The sequence below is a fragment of the Hamadaea flava genome, from assembly GCF_024172085.1.
Lineage (GTDB): Bacteria > Actinomycetota > Actinomycetes > Mycobacteriales > Micromonosporaceae > Hamadaea > Hamadaea flava.
On the sequence record NZ_JAMZDZ010000001.1, the window covers coordinates 2,484,230 to 2,499,180 of the forward strand.

General features: G+C 70.4%; 14 protein-coding genes. 6 read left to right on the plus strand and 8 right to left on the minus strand.

Going from position 1 to position 14,951, the window contains the following annotated elements; genetic code table 11:
- Positions 1 to 80: 80 nt before the first annotated feature.
- A complete protein-coding gene (locus HDA40_RS11680) occupies positions 81 to 854 on the plus strand; it encodes a VOC family protein (RefSeq protein ID WP_253754896.1) in 774 nt (257 codons plus the stop codon).
- A 16-nt stretch (positions 855 to 870) separates the two neighbouring features.
- Positions 871 to 2,046 carry a thiolase family protein gene (locus HDA40_RS11685; RefSeq protein WP_253754898.1) on the plus strand — a complete coding sequence of 392 codons (1,176 nt, stop codon included), beginning with the start codon at positions 871 to 873 and terminating at the stop codon, positions 2,044 to 2,046.
- Between the two features lie 166 nt (positions 2,047 to 2,212).
- On the opposite strand, the gene HDA40_RS11690 is transcribed toward HDA40_RS11685, so the two are convergent.
- The 6 genes from HDA40_RS11690 to HDA40_RS11715 form a co-directional block, all read right to left on the minus strand.
- A complete protein-coding gene (locus HDA40_RS11690) occupies positions 2,213 to 2,947 on the minus strand; it encodes an alpha/beta fold hydrolase (protein ID WP_253754900.1) in 735 nt (244 codons plus the stop codon).
- Entirely contained in the window at positions 2,944 to 3,969 is a 1,026-nt protein-coding gene (locus tag HDA40_RS11695; RefSeq protein WP_253754902.1) for a DUF3626 domain-containing protein, read from the minus strand. The genes HDA40_RS11690 and HDA40_RS11695 overlap by 4 nt, the downstream gene beginning before the upstream one ends.
- 43 nt (positions 3,970 to 4,012) lie before the next feature.
- The gene (locus tag HDA40_RS11700) at positions 4,013 to 5,095 is read right to left on the minus strand and encodes an LCP family protein (RefSeq protein ID WP_253754904.1); all 1,083 of its coding nucleotides are present in this window, start codon (positions 5,093 to 5,095) and stop codon (positions 4,013 to 4,015) included.
- Between the two features lie 138 nt (positions 5,096 to 5,233).
- Positions 5,234 to 7,564: an endopeptidase La gene (lon, locus tag HDA40_RS11705; RefSeq protein WP_253754906.1), complete on the minus strand. Its 2,331-nt coding sequence runs from the start codon at positions 7,562 to 7,564 to the stop codon at positions 5,234 to 5,236.
- A gap of 128 nt (positions 7,565 to 7,692) precedes the next feature.
- Complete coding sequence (locus HDA40_RS11710; RefSeq protein ID WP_253754908.1) at positions 7,693 to 8,118, minus strand: VOC family protein; 426 nt, start codon at positions 8,116 to 8,118, stop codon at positions 7,693 to 7,695.
- A gap of 80 nt (positions 8,119 to 8,198) precedes the next feature.
- On the minus strand, positions 8,199 to 8,636 hold the full coding sequence (locus tag HDA40_RS11715) for a helix-turn-helix domain-containing protein (protein WP_253754910.1): 438 nt from the start codon (positions 8,634 to 8,636) through the stop codon (positions 8,199 to 8,201).
- Between the two features lie 91 nt (positions 8,637 to 8,727).
- Here HDA40_RS11715 and HDA40_RS11720 point away from each other — a divergent pair, with 91 nt between their 5' ends.
- The 3 genes from HDA40_RS11720 to HDA40_RS11730 all read left to right on the plus strand — a co-directional run bounded on the left by HDA40_RS11720 (position 8,728) and on the right by HDA40_RS11730 (position 12,307).
- Positions 8,728 to 9,291: an ArsR/SmtB family transcription factor gene (locus HDA40_RS11720; protein ID WP_253754912.1), complete on the plus strand. Its 564-nt coding sequence runs from the start codon at positions 8,728 to 8,730 to the stop codon at positions 9,289 to 9,291.
- A gap of 6 nt (positions 9,292 to 9,297) precedes the next feature.
- Positions 9,298 to 10,530, plus strand: coding sequence for an MFS transporter (locus HDA40_RS11725; protein ID WP_253754914.1), 1,233 nt, complete (start codon positions 9,298 to 9,300; stop codon positions 10,528 to 10,530).
- Positions 10,531 to 10,873: 343 nt separating this feature from the next.
- The gene (locus HDA40_RS11730) at positions 10,874 to 12,307 is read left to right on the plus strand and encodes an FAD-dependent monooxygenase (RefSeq protein ID WP_253754916.1); all 1,434 of its coding nucleotides are present in this window, start codon (positions 10,874 to 10,876) and stop codon (positions 12,305 to 12,307) included.
- Here the strand turns inward: HDA40_RS11730 and HDA40_RS11735 are convergent.
- Positions 12,293 to 12,739 carry a MarR family winged helix-turn-helix transcriptional regulator gene (locus HDA40_RS11735; protein ID WP_253754918.1) on the minus strand — a complete coding sequence of 149 codons (447 nt, stop codon included), beginning with the start codon at positions 12,737 to 12,739 and terminating at the stop codon, positions 12,293 to 12,295. The two genes, HDA40_RS11730 and HDA40_RS11735, sit on opposite strands and share 15 nt — an antisense overlap.
- Before the next feature lie 95 nt (positions 12,740 to 12,834).
- On the opposite strand from HDA40_RS11735, the gene HDA40_RS11740 reads away from it, so the two are divergent.
- Positions 12,835 to 14,424 carry an MFS transporter gene (locus HDA40_RS11740; RefSeq protein ID WP_253754920.1) on the plus strand — a complete coding sequence of 530 codons (1,590 nt, stop codon included), beginning with the start codon at positions 12,835 to 12,837 and terminating at the stop codon, positions 14,422 to 14,424.
- A 72-nt stretch (positions 14,425 to 14,496) separates the two neighbouring features.
- On the opposite strand, the gene HDA40_RS11745 is transcribed toward HDA40_RS11740, so the two are convergent.
- Entirely contained in the window at positions 14,497 to 14,904 is a 408-nt protein-coding gene (locus HDA40_RS11745; RefSeq protein ID WP_253754922.1) for a MarR family winged helix-turn-helix transcriptional regulator, read from the minus strand.
- Positions 14,905 to 14,951: the final 47 nt, after the last annotated feature.

The following is a 14,951-nucleotide window of genomic DNA, read 5'->3' on the forward strand; positions in this document are numbered from 1 at the left end:
AGGAATCCGAAATTTATCCCAATGATCCATTATCCCCGGTTGTGCGGTGATCAACCAACCTCGCTGCGAGAATCAGACCCATGAAGGTGACGAAGCCCCTGGTGGGCCGACCCTGCTACGTCGAGCTCTCGACCTCCGACACCGCCGCCGCCACCCGCTTCTACGGCGGACTATTCGGCTGGACCGCGGAAATCGATCCGCGCGCCGAGGCGGGCGGCTACGGCATGACCAAGCTCGGGGACGAAGCGATCGGCGGACTGTCCCCGCTCATGCAGCCGGATCAGCCGGTCGCCTGGACCATGTCGATCGGCGTCACCGACGTCGACGCCAGCACCGAGGCCGTCCGCCGAGCCGGCGGGAACGTGCTCATGGAGCCGGTCGACATCTTCGACTCCGGCCGGTTCTCGTTCGTCACGGATCCGAGTGGCGCGGCCTTCTCACTATGGCAGGGCCGGGCCTTCCCCGGGTCGGAACGCATCGACGAGGACGGCACCCTGGTGTGGACCGAGCTGGCGACCCGGGACGCCAAAGCCGCCCGCGACTTCTACTCCACCGTTTTCGGATGGTCGGCGACCGACGGGGACATGGGCGGCGAGACCTACACCCAGTGGGGCCTGGACGGCCAGGACTTCGGCGGCATGATGGAGATGGCCGGGCACTATCCGCCCGAGGTCGGGCCGCACTGGCTGCTGTACTTCGGCGTACCGGACGTCGACGCCACGGTCGCCCAGGCGGAGCAGCTCGGCGGCACGATCATCGTCCCGGCCAGCGACATCCCGGACACCGGCCGGTTCGCCTGCATCCGGGATCCGCAGGGAGCCGTGTTCGCGGTCTACCACTCCACCCAGGGCTGACCTTACGCTTGGCGGCGTGACCGAGGTCTTCCTGCTCGACGCCGTCCGCACCCCGTTCGGCCGCTACGGCGGCGCCCTGTCCGGCGTACGCCCCGACGACCTGGCGGCGCACGTCCTGCGTACGGTCGCCGACCGCACCGGACTCGATCCGGCGACCGTCGACGAGGTCTACCTCGGCGACGCCAACCAGGCCGGGGAGGACAACCGGAACGTCGCCCGGATGGCCGCGCTGCTGGCGGGCTGGCCGACGAGCGTACCGGGGACGACGGTCAACCGGCTGTGCGGCTCCGGGCTCGACGCGGCGATGCAGGCGTCGCGCACGATCGCGGTCGGCGACGCCGATCTGATCGTCGCCGGTGGCGTCGAGGCGATGAGCCGTGCCCCCTGGGTCATGCTCAAGCCGGGCAAGGGATTCCCGCAGGGGCACGAGACGCTGCACTCGACCACGCTCGGCTGGCGCATGGTGAACCCGGCCATGCCGCCACAGTGGACGGTGTCGCTCGGCGAGAGCACCGAGCTGCTCGCGGGCAAGTTCCAGATCGGCCGGGCCGAGCAGGACGCCTTCGCGTTGCGCAGCCACCAGGCCGCCGACCGCGCCTGGACCGCCGGGTTCTACGCCGGCCACGTGGTGCCCGTCCCCGGCACGACCCTGGACCGTGACGAGAGCATCCGCCCCGACACGACACCCGAGGCGCTGGCCAAGCTCAAGCCGGTGTTCCGCCCAGACGGGACGGTGACGGCCGGCAACGCCTCGCCGCTCAACGACGGCGCCTCCGCCGTGCTCCTGGGCTCCCAGGCGGCGGCTGACCGGCTCGGGATCACCCCGCTCGCCCGGATCGCCGGACGCGGCGCGGCCGCCGTCGACCCCGACGTGTTCGGCATCGGGCCGGTCGAGGCGGCCGAGACCGCCCTGCGCCGGGCCGGCATCGGCTGGTCCGACATCAAGGCGGTCGAGCTGAACGAGGCGTTCGCCGCCCAGTCGCTGGCCTGCCTGGCCAGTTGGCCACAGCTCGACCCGGCGATCGTCAACGTCAACGGCGGCGCGATCGCCATCGGCCATCCCCTCGGCGCGTCCGGCGGGCGCATCCTCGGGCAACTGGCATACGAGCTGCGCCGACAGGGCGGCGGCTACGGCCTGGCCGCGATCTGCATCGGCGTAGGCCAGGGCCTAGCCGTCATCCTCGAAGCCTGACCCCACGCGCTCCCCGCCCGGATGCTTTCTGCGCGATCATGAACTTATCGCCATGATCGACCGGCGTGTCGTGTCCGAAGCACCCTGATCAACTCCGCAGGGGCCTGATCAACTCCGCAGGCGGCCGGTCAACGCCGCGAGCGGAGGTGATCAGTGGGAAGGTCGGTCAGGCGCGGAGGAAGTCCTGCACCAGCGGGTTGAGGCGCTCGGGGCTTTCCAGGCTGGGCAGGTGCCCGGCCCAGTCGAGCGACACCCGCTGCGTACCCGGGACCTGCTCGGCGACGTGGTCGGCGATGTTCGCGAAGACCTCGAAGTCGTGATCGCCGGAGACGGCGAGCGTACGCGCCGTGATCGCACTGAGGTCGAACGCCTCATGACGCGGCCCCACCTCGGGGGCGTCGATCTGAACCTCGAAGGCGTTCCGCTGCATGGTCGCGACGAGAGCCTTCGTCTCGTCTGTCGCCAGCGGGCCGAGCCAGGTACGCACGTTCAGCTCGACCGCCGCGTCCAGGTCCCGCTTCTCCAGCAGGGCTTCCTCCTGCTCGTCGAACTCGTCGGCGTCCGGCGTCGAGGGGAATCCGCGCAGGGCCGAACAGAGCAGGACGAGCGAGGACACCCGGGACGGCCACCGGGCCGCGATCTCCAGCCCGACCCGGCCGCCCATCGAGGCGGCGACCAGCGAGAACCGGTCGATTCCGAGCGAGTCGACGAGGGCGACGACGTCCTCGGCGTTGTTCCATTCGCTGGTCGGCATCGGGCTTTCGCCGAAACCCCGGAAGTCGGGGCGGACCTGGGTGAAGCCGGGGGCTTCGAAGGGCTGCCACATCCGGCGGTCACAGACCGAGGAGTGCAGCAGAACGAGGGCGGGACCGTCACCGGTGACGTCGTACGCGAGAGTCATGCGTTCCTTTCAAGCGGTCGCCCGAATGCGACCAGAGTGTGCCAAAGATACTTGATCAACTGGAGGACCTCGAGGTCGGCCCCGAAGTCTGCCCAGTTCCCCGGCGTACGCACGATGGACTGGGCGGCTCGGCCGACGATCTCGGCATCGAAGCTCTCCACTCCATAGAGCGCACACACGTGGGCAGCGAACGGGGGCGCCTCCGGCCCTCGGAACTCGTCGTCCAGATCGGACGGCGAGAGCGTGAAACCGCGGTGCCACAACAGCTCGATCCCGGCGTCGGCAGCCGCCTTGGCCAAGGCGGACCCCGTGGCGGTGCCCTGGAACGAGGGGTCGGCGACGATCGCCTCCGCGTCGGTGGCGAGGTCGACCACCCCGTGCACCTGGGCCTCGATGTAGTCGTCGAGCACCCGGCCGGCCGCCGCCGGGTCGAAGCGTCGCTCGGCAAGCCCGCGGAGCAGCTCCGTCGAGCCGCCTTCCGCCAGGTACGCCGCGAGAACCGGCTCGAAGGCGGCCGTCGTCCCGATGTCGGCCGGGCCGAGGTGGCTGTCGTGGAAGGTGAACGTGCAGCGGTCGTTGACCTCCGGCCGCAGCCGGACATGGCAGGAGCCGAACCGGGGCGCGGCGCCGTCGGCGTACCCGCCGAGGTTCAGGGCACCGTATTTGGGCCGGTCGGCCGAGCGCACTCCGTCGCCGTGATACGCCGCCCCGAACAGGGTCAGCTCCCAGCCGTCGCGGTCGCCGCCGAGGAACGCGGATCGGCTGCCGTTGGAGATTCCGGTCTCGTACTGACTCCGGTAGCGGCCGTCGGCCGCGAGCGCTTCGGCGACGGTCAGCCCGCCGGTGGCGATCCGATCCGGGTGGAAGTTCAACGTCACCCGCCCGGACGCCCGGATCAGCGCGATCAGGTCGCCGGCGTCCGGCACGTCCCGCAGCCGCTCCTGGGCAGCCGATGCGGCAGCCCGGGCGACCCCGGTGACGTGGGCCAGGGCGGCGACGTTGGCCGCGGACAGATCACTCACGGGCCGAACGACATCACGCCCGGCCCGTGCGGCGCAACCAGGTTTAGCCCTGCGGCGAGCCCACGTTGACGTACTTCTTGTTCGCGGCCGCCCACGCGTCCAGCTTGTCCTGCCGCAACGCCTGGAAGTAGCTCTTCTGCGGCGCGCTCGACAGGTTCTCCCCGATGTAGCGGCTGCCGCTGTACGCCCCGCTGCCGGGCAACCCGACCTGCGTGATCGACTGCGGTGTCAGGTTGCGCAAGGCGTACGCCAAGGCCACCGGCTGCATCCCGACGACGGTGAGCATCTCGCCGAGCGCGCCCACCACCTTGTCGATGGAGGCCGGGTTGCTGAGGAAGTCGCCCTGGAGGATCTTGCCGACGGCGGCCTCGATGATCTGGCGCTGGTGCCGCTGACGCGTGTAGTCGCCGCCGTTGGTGTACCGCTGACGGGCGTAGTCGAGGGCCTGCCAGCCCACCATGTGCATGTTGCCGACGTTGTAGGTCATGCGCGGCCCCGAGTAGCCGTGCTCGCACCGCGAGCACCCGGGCCGGACCTTGCCGTCGGGCTGCCGGTGAATGGAGACGACCTTCTGGTCGACGTAGACGTCGATCCCGCCGAGCGCGTCGACCAGCTTGGTCAGGCCGCGGAAGGTGAGCACCGCACCGCCGTCGAACTTCGGGATGCCGGTGTAACCGCTGACCGTCTTGGCCATGAGCTGATAGCCCTGCTGCACGCTGGGCTTCTTCGTGCCCGGCACGCGGGAGCCGTACATCATGGCGTGGGTCAGCTTGGTGCGTTCACCGCCGAACTTCGCGGGCGGGAACGCCGGGACGTTCACGACGAGGTCCCGCGGCAGCGACGTCAGGTACGCCTTCGACAGATCGGCGTTGACGTGCAGGATCATCAGCGCGTCCGACCGCGGGATCCAGTTGGGGATGCTCTCGCGGTTGTCGATCCCGGCGATCAGGATGTTGAGCGGGCCCTTGATGTCGACCCCGGCGGGCGGCGTCGGGCTCACCTGAACCGACGGCGAGGGCGACGCCGCCGACGCCGACGGTGCGGCCTCCGGCTTCTTGTCGTCCGACGTGCAGGCCCCGACGCCGAGCATCAGCACGGCGACGGCGAGATACGCGATTCGGCGCATGAGCGGCCCTCCCCAGGTTCATGGTGGAGACACCATACGACGCGTGGCGGAGGGCTGCTCGACTCTTCCTGGCTGGATCAGGGTTCCCCGTCGAATCATGCTCCATGATCCGGCCGGGAACCCTGATCCGCCCCGAGGTCAGACCGTGACGAGGTCGCGATCGTCGTTGATCGAGGCGGCCGGCGCGAGCGCCAGCTTCAGGACGTCCGCGACGTCGGCCAGCACGTGCACCTTGAGCACGTCACGCACCTCGGTCGGCAGATCGTCCAGGTCCGGCTCGTTGCGCGCCGGGATGATCACCTCGGTCAGCCCCGCACGGTGCGCGGCGAGCAGCTTCTGCTTCACGCCGCCGATCGGCAGGACCCGCCCCGCCAGGGTGACCTCGCCGGTCATCCCGAACTCGGGGCGTACCGGGCGGCCCGCGGCGAGCGAGGCCAACGCGGTCACCATGGTGATGCCCGCGCTCGGGCCGTCCTTGGGCACCGCGCCCGCCGGAACGTGCAGATGGATCCGCTTGCCCGCCAGCACGTTCGGGTCCAGCCCCAGCTCACGGCCGTGCGAACGCAGGTAGGACAGCGCGATGTGCGCCGACTCCTTCATGACGTCGCCGAGCTGGCCGGTCAGGGTCAGGCCCGGCTCCCCGTCCATCGCGGTCGCCTCGATGAACAGCACGTCGCCGCCCGCTCCGGTCACCGCGAGACCGGTGGCCACGCCGGGCGTCGCGGTCCGCTCCGCCGACTCCGGGGTGAACCTCGGCCGGCCCAGGTAATCCTTCAGCTCGTCGGCTCCGACACTGATCGGCTCCGCGTCGGCGGCCAGCTTCACAGCAGCCTTACGCAGGATCTTCGCCAGGGCACGCTCAAGCTGTCGTACGCCTGCCTCACGGGTGTGCTCGGCGGCGACCTTGCCCAGTGCCTCGTCCGTGACGGTCACCTCGTCGGCGGTGAGCCCGGCCCGGTCGAGTTGCCGCGGCAGCAGGTGATCGCGGGCGATCGCGACCTTCTCCTGCTCGGTGTAGCCGTCCAGGGTCACCAGCTCCATCCGGTCCAGCAGCGGGCCGGGGATGCTCTCGACGACGTTGGCGGTCGCCAGGAACAGCACGTCCGACAGGTCGAGGTCGACCTCCAGGTAGTGGTCGCGGAACGTGTGGTTCTGCGCCGGGTCGAGGACCTCCAGCAGGGCCGCGGCCGGGTCGCCGGCGTACCCCGCCGACACCTTGTCCACCTCGTCCAGCAGGATCACCGGGTTCATCGAACCGGCTTCGCGCAGCGCCCGGACCAACCGGCCCGGCAGAGCGCCGACATAGGTACGCCGGTGGCCCCGGATCTCCGCCTCATCGCGTACGCCGCCGAGCGAGACGCGGACGAAGTTCCGGCCGAGCGCCCGGGCGACGGACTCACCGAGGCTGGTCTTGCCGACCCCGGGCGGCCCGGCGAGGGCAAGGACGGCGCCGGAGCCCCGTCCGCCGACGGTCTGCAGACCCTTGGCGGCCCGGCGATTGCGTACGGCGAGGTGCTCGATGATGCGGTCCTTGACGTCGGACAGCCCCGCGTGGTCGGCGTCGAGCACCGCCCGCGCCGCGGCCAGATCCGTGTTGTCCTCGGTACGCGTGTTCCACGGCAGGTCGAGGACGGTGTCGAGCCAGGTCCGGATCCAGCCCGCCTCCGGCGTGGCGTCGGAGGCCCGTTCGAGCTTGTCGACCTCGCGCAGGGCTGCCTCGCGTACCTTCTCGGGCAGGTCGGCCGCCTCCACGCGGGAGCGGTAGTCCGCCGAGCCTTCGGGCTCGTCCTCGCCCAGTTCCTTGCGGATCGCGGCGAGCTGCTGGCGCAACAGGAACTCGCGCTGGGACTTCTCGATCCCCTCGCGGACGTCGTTGCCGATCTGCTCGGCGATCTCCTGCTCGGCGAGGTGCTCGCGGGCCCAGCCGATGAGCTGCTCCAGCCGATGGGTGACGTCGGCCGACTCCAGCAGCTCCATCTTCTGCGGCAAGGTCAGCCAGGGTGCGTACCCGGCGGTGTCGGCCAGCTCGGCAAGGTCGGTGATGCGGTCGACCGCGTCGATGACCTGCCAGGCACCCCGCTGCTGAAGCAGGGAGGTCAGCAGGGCCTTGTACTCGCGGGCCAGCTCACGGGTCTTGCCGGTGACGGGGGCGTCGGTGAGGATGTCGGCTTCCACCCACAACGCCGCCCCGGGCCCCGGTACGCCGGAGCCGATCCGGGCGCGGGAGACGCCGCGGAGAACGGCGGCGGGTTCGCCACTGCCGGCCAGCCGGCCGGACTTCTCGATGATCGCGGTGACGCCGTGCGTCGCGTAGTCGCCGTCGAGGCGCGGCACCACGAGGAGGGTCTTGTCGCCGGCCGCTCGGGCCGCGTCCACGGCGGCCTGCGTACTGGGGTCGAGGGTCACGCTGATGACCATGCCGGGCAGGAGCACGGCGTCGTTCAGGGGAAGGACCGGGAGGGTCGTCATGGGAGCACCTGCCATCACGTTAGTTGAGCGTGACAGGCTCAAGTCCTCCCGGTCCGTTTCTGTTCCTGCGCCGGGTTCGCGTGTGACCCAGGCCACTCAGCTCATTTTCGCCGGCGGTCGGCGGCGGTTCACTGGAGATCAGCCGGGTCGAACTGCTTGGGCTGGACGAGGACCAGCCAGTTGCCGGAGTTGTCCCGCATGACCGCCTCGACGCCGTACGGACGGTCGGCTGGCTCCTGGAGGAACGTCACGCCCTTGTCCACCAGCTCCTCATAGGTCTTACGGCAGTCGTCCACGCGCAGGCCCAGCCCGCCCATCTCGCCCTTCTCCAACTGGCGGCGATAGAACGCGGCGGCCTCGTCGTTCAGCGGCGGACCCGGAACCATCAGCGTGACCTCCAGCTCGGGCTGGCTCGGGTGGCCGAGCGTCACCCAGCGAAAGCCCGCCATGGTGGCGTCGGTACGCGTTTCGAAGCCGAGCACGTCCACGTAGAAGTCGCGAGCCTTGTCCTGGTCGAGGCAGTACACCGTGACCAGCGAGATGTTCGTAATCATGGGTTCACCGTAAGCCGGGGCCCCGGTCGGGCCGCTTCTTTCAGATTGCTCGGCTGCGCCCCAGCGCGACCCGCCGCGCCTCAGCCCGCCCGATCGGGTCCGGCGGTCTTCGTGTGGTCGAAGACTCCGCGCATGAACAGGTAGCAGCCGGGCATGTGCGGCCCGCCGCGCTCGGCCCACCGGTTCCGGTACGCCGTCGGCGTCTCCCCCACGAGCCGGGTGAATCGGGTGCTGAACGAGCCGAGGCTGCTGAACCCGACGATCATGCAGATCTCGGTGACCGTCAGGTTGGCCACCCGGAGCAGGTCCTGCGCCCGTTCGATGCGGCGGCGGGTGAGGTAACGGATCGGCGTCTCCCCATAGGTCGCCTCGAAACAGCGCGTGAAATGGAACTTGGACACCCCGGCGACCGCCGCGATCTGCTCCAGGGCGAGCGGCTCCTGATAGTGGCGGTCGATGTGGTCGCGCGCTCGCCGCAGATGCGCCAGCAGCTCGACCGGCACCGTTCGCTCTCCCACCTCGCAACCCTCTCACACCCTGACGACATCGAACGCCATAAGATCCAGTAGGAACCTTGTGCAATTCTGCGGATCTTTCTACGGTCTTCTCATGACGCGCGACATCACCGATCCGGAGATCCTCAAAGGGCTGGCCCAGCCGATCCGGCAGAAGATCTACCGGCTGCTGGCCCAGATCGGCCCGGCCACCGGTGGTGAGCTGTCCAAACGGCTGGGCACCGACCCCGGCCAGACCAGCTACCACCTGCGAGAACTGGCCAAGCGCGGGTTCGTCGAGGACGTGCCGGAGCTGGCCCGGGATCGTCGCGAACGCTGGTGGCGGCTGGTGCCCGGCGCGGTCTCCTGGTCCAGCCTCGAACTCGCCGGCCCCGAGGGCGCGGCGGTGGCGTCGGCGGCGAAGGCCCAGATGGTGATCGACGAGTTCGAACGCGTACGCCGCTATGAGCAGTCCCGTGCCGACTGGCCGGCCGAGTGGCAGCAGGCCGCGATGAGCAGCGACTCCTTCCTCCGGCTGACCGCCGCCGAACTCGCCGAGCTGAACCGCGAGCTGCTGACCGTCGTGCAGGACTGGGCCGCGCGTACGCGGGACCTCCCGGTCGGCGGCGACCGCCAGAACGTCTTCCTCTTCCTGCACTCCTTCCCCGAAAGGCCGTGACCCCGCATGACCGCCGTGCTCGACACCCCTGCCCCCACCGTCGTCCCGGCCTATCGGGTCGCCCAGTTCCGGCGGTACGCCACCGGCCAGGCCGTCTCCGTCCTCGGCGACCAGGTCTGGTACGTCGCGCTCTCCTGGGCGGCCGTGCAGATCGCCTCCCCCGGGGTCGCCGGGGTGCTGCTGTCGGTCAGCGCGCTGCCCCGGCTGGCGCTCATGCTCTTCGGCGGCGTCCTCGTGGACCGCCGGGATCCGCGTCGCCTCATGGTCCACAGCGATGTCGTACGCGGACTGATCTGCGTCGCCGCCGCGGCCGTCGCGGTGTGGCAGCCGAGCGTACTGCTGCTGGTCGTGGTGGCCCTCGCGTTCGGCGCGGCGGACGCGGTCTTCCTTCCCGCCGCCGGAGCGCTGCAACCACGGCTGCTCGACCCCACCCAGTACGCCGGAGCCAACGCCCTGACGTCGACGGTGAACCGGCTGGCCCTGACGTTGGGCGCACCGCTGGGCGGCATCCTGGTGGCGACCGGCGGCCTGCCGACGGCGTTGGCGGTCAACGCGGTCACCTTCGGGATCTCCGTCCTCGCCCTTCGCTCGCTCCGGCCCGCTCCGGCCGCCACGAAGTCCACATCGGATGGGACGAAGGGCGCTCTGCGGGAAGGGTTGCGGTACATCGCCGGACACCGCGAACTGCGGGCGACACTGCTCGTCGGACTGCTCGGCAACCTCGGTTTCGTCGGCCCGATGAACGTCGGCCTGGCGTTGGCGTCGCAGTCGTCCGGCTGGGGCGCGACCGGCGTCGGGCTGCTGCTGTCCGGCTTCGGCGTCGGCGCCATCCTGGCCGGGCTCGTCATGCTCCGCCGCCGCCCCGTACGCCACATCGGCCCGATCGCCGCGGTGTGCTTCGCCCTACAGGGAATCGCCGTCGTCATCCCCGCCGTCACGAACAGCCTCCCGCTCGCCGTCGCCGCGACCGCCGTCGCCGGGCTCACCAGCGGACCGGCCGGCATCCTGCTCGGCTCGCTGACGCAGTCCGCCACCGATGACGCGTACCGGGGGCGGGTGTCGAGCGTCAACTCGCTGGCGAACCTGGGTCTCACGCCGCTCGTGATGGCCGCCGCGGGCTGGGCCGCTGACCTGTTCGGACTGGTGCCCGCCATGACGGTGAGCGGCGCACTCGAACTGGTCGCCGCCGTCGGCTGCGTCGCGCTCCCCGCGCTGCGAACCGCGCGCCTCCCCCGCTGAACCCTGCTCGCCCTGCTCGCCCTGCTCGCCCTGCTCGCCCTGCTCGCCCTGCTCGCCCTGCTCGCCCCGCTCGCCCCGCTCGCCCCGCTCGCCCCGCTCGCCCCGCTCGCCGCTCGCCGCTCGCCGCTCGCCGGTCGCCGCTCGCCGGTCGCCGGTCGCCGGTCGCCGGTCGCCGGTCGCCGGAGTTGATCAGTCCGTCGCGGAGTTGATCAGGGCGCGGTGGACACGACACGCCGGTTGATCACGACCGTTAGTTCATGATCGCGCGGAAACAACGGGGGGCGAGCCGGGGGTGTCAGGGGGTGTCAGCGGGATGTCAGTGGGCCGGGTCAGGGTTTGAGGCATGACAACGGACGTACTCATCGTCGGCTCCGGGCCGACCGGGCTCACCCTCGCCGTCGACCTGGCCCGGCGGGGTGTCGCCGTCCGCATCGTGGAGCGGGACACCGCCGGCCGTGGCGTGGACGCCGATCAGGCGTATCGGGCCGGTTCGCGGGGCAAGGGGTTGCAGCCACGCAGCTTGGAGGTCTTCGACGACCTCGGGGTGATCGACGAGATCCTCGCGACCGGCGCGGTCTACCCCTTGATCCGGATCTACGCCGGGCGCGTGCCGATCTGGAAGGCGCACATGCACAAGCAGCAGGAGCCGTCCGAGGCGGTGCCGTACCCGATGACGATCATGCAGCCGCAGTGGCGGGTCGAGCGCGTTCTGCGTGATCGGCTGGCCGAGTTCGGCGGCCGGGTCGAGTCCGGGGTGGAGCTGGCCGAGTTCGCGCAGGACGCCGACGGCGTGACCGCGGTGCTACTGAAGGAAAACGGCGAGACCGAGACCGTCCGAGCGCGCTATCTCGTGGGCGCGGACGGCGGCCGCAGCGTGGTCCGCAAGACCCTCGGCGTCGGCTTCGTCGGCGAGACGCGGGACGAGGAGCGGATGATCCTCGGCGACGTGCGGATCGAGGGGCTGGAGCGCGACGCCTGGCGCATCTACGTCAACCTCCTGAAGCGGCAGTTGAAGGTCGGCCTGTGCCCGTTGCCGAACACGGACACCTTCCAGCTCACCGCGCCGCTGCCGGTCGGCGTCGAGCCGGATCTGTCGTTCGCGAACTTCCAGCGGATCGTCGCCGAGGGCACCGGCCGCCGGGATGTCGAGCTCAAGGAGGTCACCTGGTCGTCGGTGTATCGGGTGAACATCCGCATGGTCGACCGGTATCGGGTCGGGCGCGTCTTCCTGGCCGGAGACGCGGCGCATGTGCACTCCCCCGCCGGCGGGCAGGGCCTCAACACGGGCGTGCAGGACGCGTACAACCTGGGGTGGAAGCTCGCCCGGGTGCTCGCGGGCGCTTCGGAGTCCCTTTTGGACACCTATGAGGCCGAGCGCAAGCCGATCGCCGAGCGCATCCTCGGCCTCAGTACCCGCCTGCTCGACCAGGCGGCCCGGGGCGGCAGCACGAAGGCGTTCAAGCGCGACGCGGAGACTAGCCAGCTCATGCTGACCTACCGGGGTGGCCCGCTGGCGCGCGGCGAGCACGGCGGCGATCGGCTGCCGAACGGCAGAATCCACCGGCCCGACGGCACGACGACGACCCGATTCGACGTCATGAGGGGCCCACATTTCACCCTGTTCACGCCGCACGAAGTACCGGCGCCTCGCGACGACGTCCGGGTCAGTCGGACGACGGCCGGCGAAGCGCCCTTCGTCCTCGTACGCCCCGACGGCTACGTCGCGATCACCGCGCGGACCTACGAAGAGGTCGTGGACTACCTAGCCCTCGTCTGAGAGCGCGCAGGCGCCGGAGACCCCTTCGAGCCACTTGCGTACGGTGGCGCGCTCTTCGGCGGAGAACCCGGCTTCGATCTCCTCTTCCCATCGAGCGGCGGCGACCCTGGCCTCGGCCAGCCGCCGCCGGCCCGCGTCGGTCAGGAACAGCTGGTGCGTACGCCGATCGGTGGGGTGCGGCCGTCGCTCGATGAGCCCGTCGCGCTCGAACGCGGTCAGCATCTCGTTCGCGGCCTGCCGCGTCGCCGCACAGGCGCGGGCGACGTCGGAGTTGGACGATCCCGGATGCGCTTCGAGGATCATGAGCGTGGCGTACTGCGGAGTGGAGAGCCCGTACGCCTTGAGCTCGGCGTTCAGCGCCCCGCGTAGGCCCAGCCACGCGGTGCGGACCTGGAAGGCCAGCGATCCCGGCTCCGAGAGGAACGTTCCCATGCCACCATCCTCCACGCCACGCAATTGACAGGGACCTGACAATCTGCCAGGCTCACCTTCGTCAGGTACCTGTCGAATGTACCCAGGGGTGCGCCATGTCCACCACCGAACCGTCAGCCACGAAGCGCAGGCTGATCCTTCTCGTCCTCGTCGGCTCCCAACTGCTCGTCTGGATCGACAACACGATCCTCGGCAACGCCCTCGAAGTTCTGGCCGATCCGACGCACGGGCTGGCCGCGTCGCCCGGCCAGCTCCAGTGGGCGATCGGCTCCTACACCCTCGTCTTCGCAACGCTGATGTTCACCGCCGGTGCGCTCGGCGACCGCTACGGGCACCGGCTCGTCCTCGGCGTCGGCATGGCCGTCTTCGGCGCCTCCTCACTCTGGGCCGCGTACGCGAGCAGTCCGGGCGAACTCATCGCAGCCCGCGCGGTCATGGGCGCCGGCAGCGCGCTCGTCATGCCCGCCACCATGGCCGTGCTCACCTGGACCTTCCAGGGCGCGGCCCGCGCTCAGGCGTTCGCCCTGCTCTCCTCGGCCGCCGGCGTCGGCATCGCCATCGGCCCGGTGCTGTCGGGGGCGCTGCTCAGCCGCTTCTGGTGGGGCTCAGTCTTCCTGATCAATCTGCCCATCGTCGCCCTGTCGCTGCTCGGCATCATCGCCCTCCTCCCGGAGTTCAAGCCGCCGGCCGCTCGGGCGCTGGACCTGCCGGGCCTGGCGCTTTCCGTGAGCGGGCTCGGGCTCTTGGCGTATGGCCTGATTCGAGCGGGACAAGTCGCGGCCTGGGACCGGCCCGAAGTCTGGGGCACCGTGGTGGCCGGGCTGGCCCTGCTGGCCGCGTTCGTGGCCGTGGAACTGAAGGCGCGGCAGCCGAGCTTCGACCCGCGCCTGCTCGCGCGGCGCGTCTTCGGCGGCGGAACCGCGGGTCTCGGCCTGCTCTTCCTCGCCATGACCGCGAACTCGTTCTACTCCGCGTTCTACCTGCAAGGCGCGCGCGGCTACAGCCCGCTGGAAGCCGGTCTGCTGGCCCTCCCGGCCGCGGTCGGCGTCATGATCGCGGCCCCTCTCGCCAATCAACTGGTACGCCGAACGTCGGTGCGAGCGGTGACGGCCACCGCCCTCACCGTCGCCGGGCTCGCGATGGGATCGTGGAGCCTGGTCGGGCTGACCACGCCGATCGGCGTGCTCGAAGTGCTGATGCTGATCCAAGGTTCCGCGATCGGCATGGTCATCGCGCCGGTGACCACGGCGGTGATGGGCACGCTGCCGCTGGAACGGGCCGGGGCCGGCTCCGCCGTGAGCAACACCGTGCGCCAAACCGGCGCGGTGCTGGGGATCGCGCTCGGCGGCACCATCATGTCCATTGTGTACCGCTCGTCGGTCACACCCTCACTCGGCGCATTGCCGGCCGACCTGCGCTCGCGGGCCCTGGTCTCAGCCGAGTACGCCCGATCGCTGGGCGACCCGGGCGTCACCACGGCCGCCAACGACGCGTTCGTCCACTCGCTTCACGTCACCACCCTGTGGACGATGGCTGCCGCGTTGGTCGGAGCGCTCGTGCTGGCCGTCTTCCTCCGTCCCAGCCCCGCTCCCGCTCCCGGCGCTACCGCTCCGGAGGCGGCCGCTTCGGGGGCTGACGCCCCCTCGCTCGCCGCCTCCTCCTCCCCCCACTCCCTATCCCGTTGATCATGAACTATCGGTCGTGATCAACCGGCGTGTCGCGTCCTTAGCACCCTGATCGACTCCACGACGGCATGATCAACGGCCGAGCATTTTGCGGAGCAGATCACGCAGCTGCTCGCGCTCGGGTTCGCTCAACGAACGCAACGGTTCGGCGGCGAACCCGAGCGAGCCGCGTAGATCGTCGACGACGTGGCGGCCGGCGTCGGTCAGGGCGACGTTCTTTACCCGCCGATCGCCGGGATCGGGCTCGCGGACGACGAGGCCCCGGCGTTCGAGCCGATCGGCGATGCCGGTCACGTTCGACGGGTCGCAGTGGAACTCGTCGGCCAGCCGCCGCATCGGCTGCGGCTCGGCCGCCACGAGCATGAGCAGCTTGGCCTGCATCGCCGTGAGCTGGTGCGTCCCGGCCGCGTCCTCGTAACCCGCGTTGAACCGGGCCGCGATCTCGGCCATGAGCTGCACCACTTCTCGCGTCACCGTCATGACCGCCAGTATAGTTGAGGCAGTTCAACTATTTATGGAGGTCAAGG

Bases quoted from the DNA above. Each gene is read 5' to 3' on its own strand.
- HDA40_RS11680 (WP_253754896.1), top strand. From the start codon at position 81: ATGAAGGTGACGAAGCCCCTGGTGGGCCGACCCTGCTACGTCGAGCTC.
- HDA40_RS11690 (WP_253754900.1), bottom strand. From the start codon at position 2,947: ATGACTCTCGCGTACGACGTCACCGGTGACGGTCCCGCCCTCGTTCTG.
- HDA40_RS11700 (WP_253754904.1), bottom strand. From the start codon at position 5,095: ATGCGCCGAATCGCGTATCTCGCCGTCGCCGTGCTGATGCTCGGCGTC.
- lon (WP_253754906.1), bottom strand. From the start codon at position 7,564: ATGACGACCCTCCCGGTCCTTCCCCTGAACGACGCCGTGCTCCTGCCC.
- HDA40_RS11710 (WP_253754908.1), bottom strand. From the start codon at position 8,118: ATGATTACGAACATCTCGCTGGTCACGGTGTACTGCCTCGACCAGGAC.
- HDA40_RS11720 (WP_253754912.1), top strand. From the start codon at position 8,728: ATGACGCGCGACATCACCGATCCGGAGATCCTCAAAGGGCTGGCCCAG.
- HDA40_RS11725 (WP_253754914.1), top strand. From the start codon at position 9,298: ATGACCGCCGTGCTCGACACCCCTGCCCCCACCGTCGTCCCGGCCTAT.
- HDA40_RS11730 (WP_253754916.1), top strand. From the start codon at position 10,874: ATGACAACGGACGTACTCATCGTCGGCTCCGGGCCGACCGGGCTCACC.
- HDA40_RS11735 (WP_253754918.1), bottom strand. From the start codon at position 12,739: ATGGGAACGTTCCTCTCGGAGCCGGGATCGCTGGCCTTCCAGGTCCGC.
- HDA40_RS11740 (WP_253754920.1), top strand. From the start codon at position 12,835: ATGTCCACCACCGAACCGTCAGCCACGAAGCGCAGGCTGATCCTTCTC.
- HDA40_RS11745 (WP_253754922.1), bottom strand. From the start codon at position 14,904: ATGACGGTGACGCGAGAAGTGGTGCAGCTCATGGCCGAGATCGCGGCC.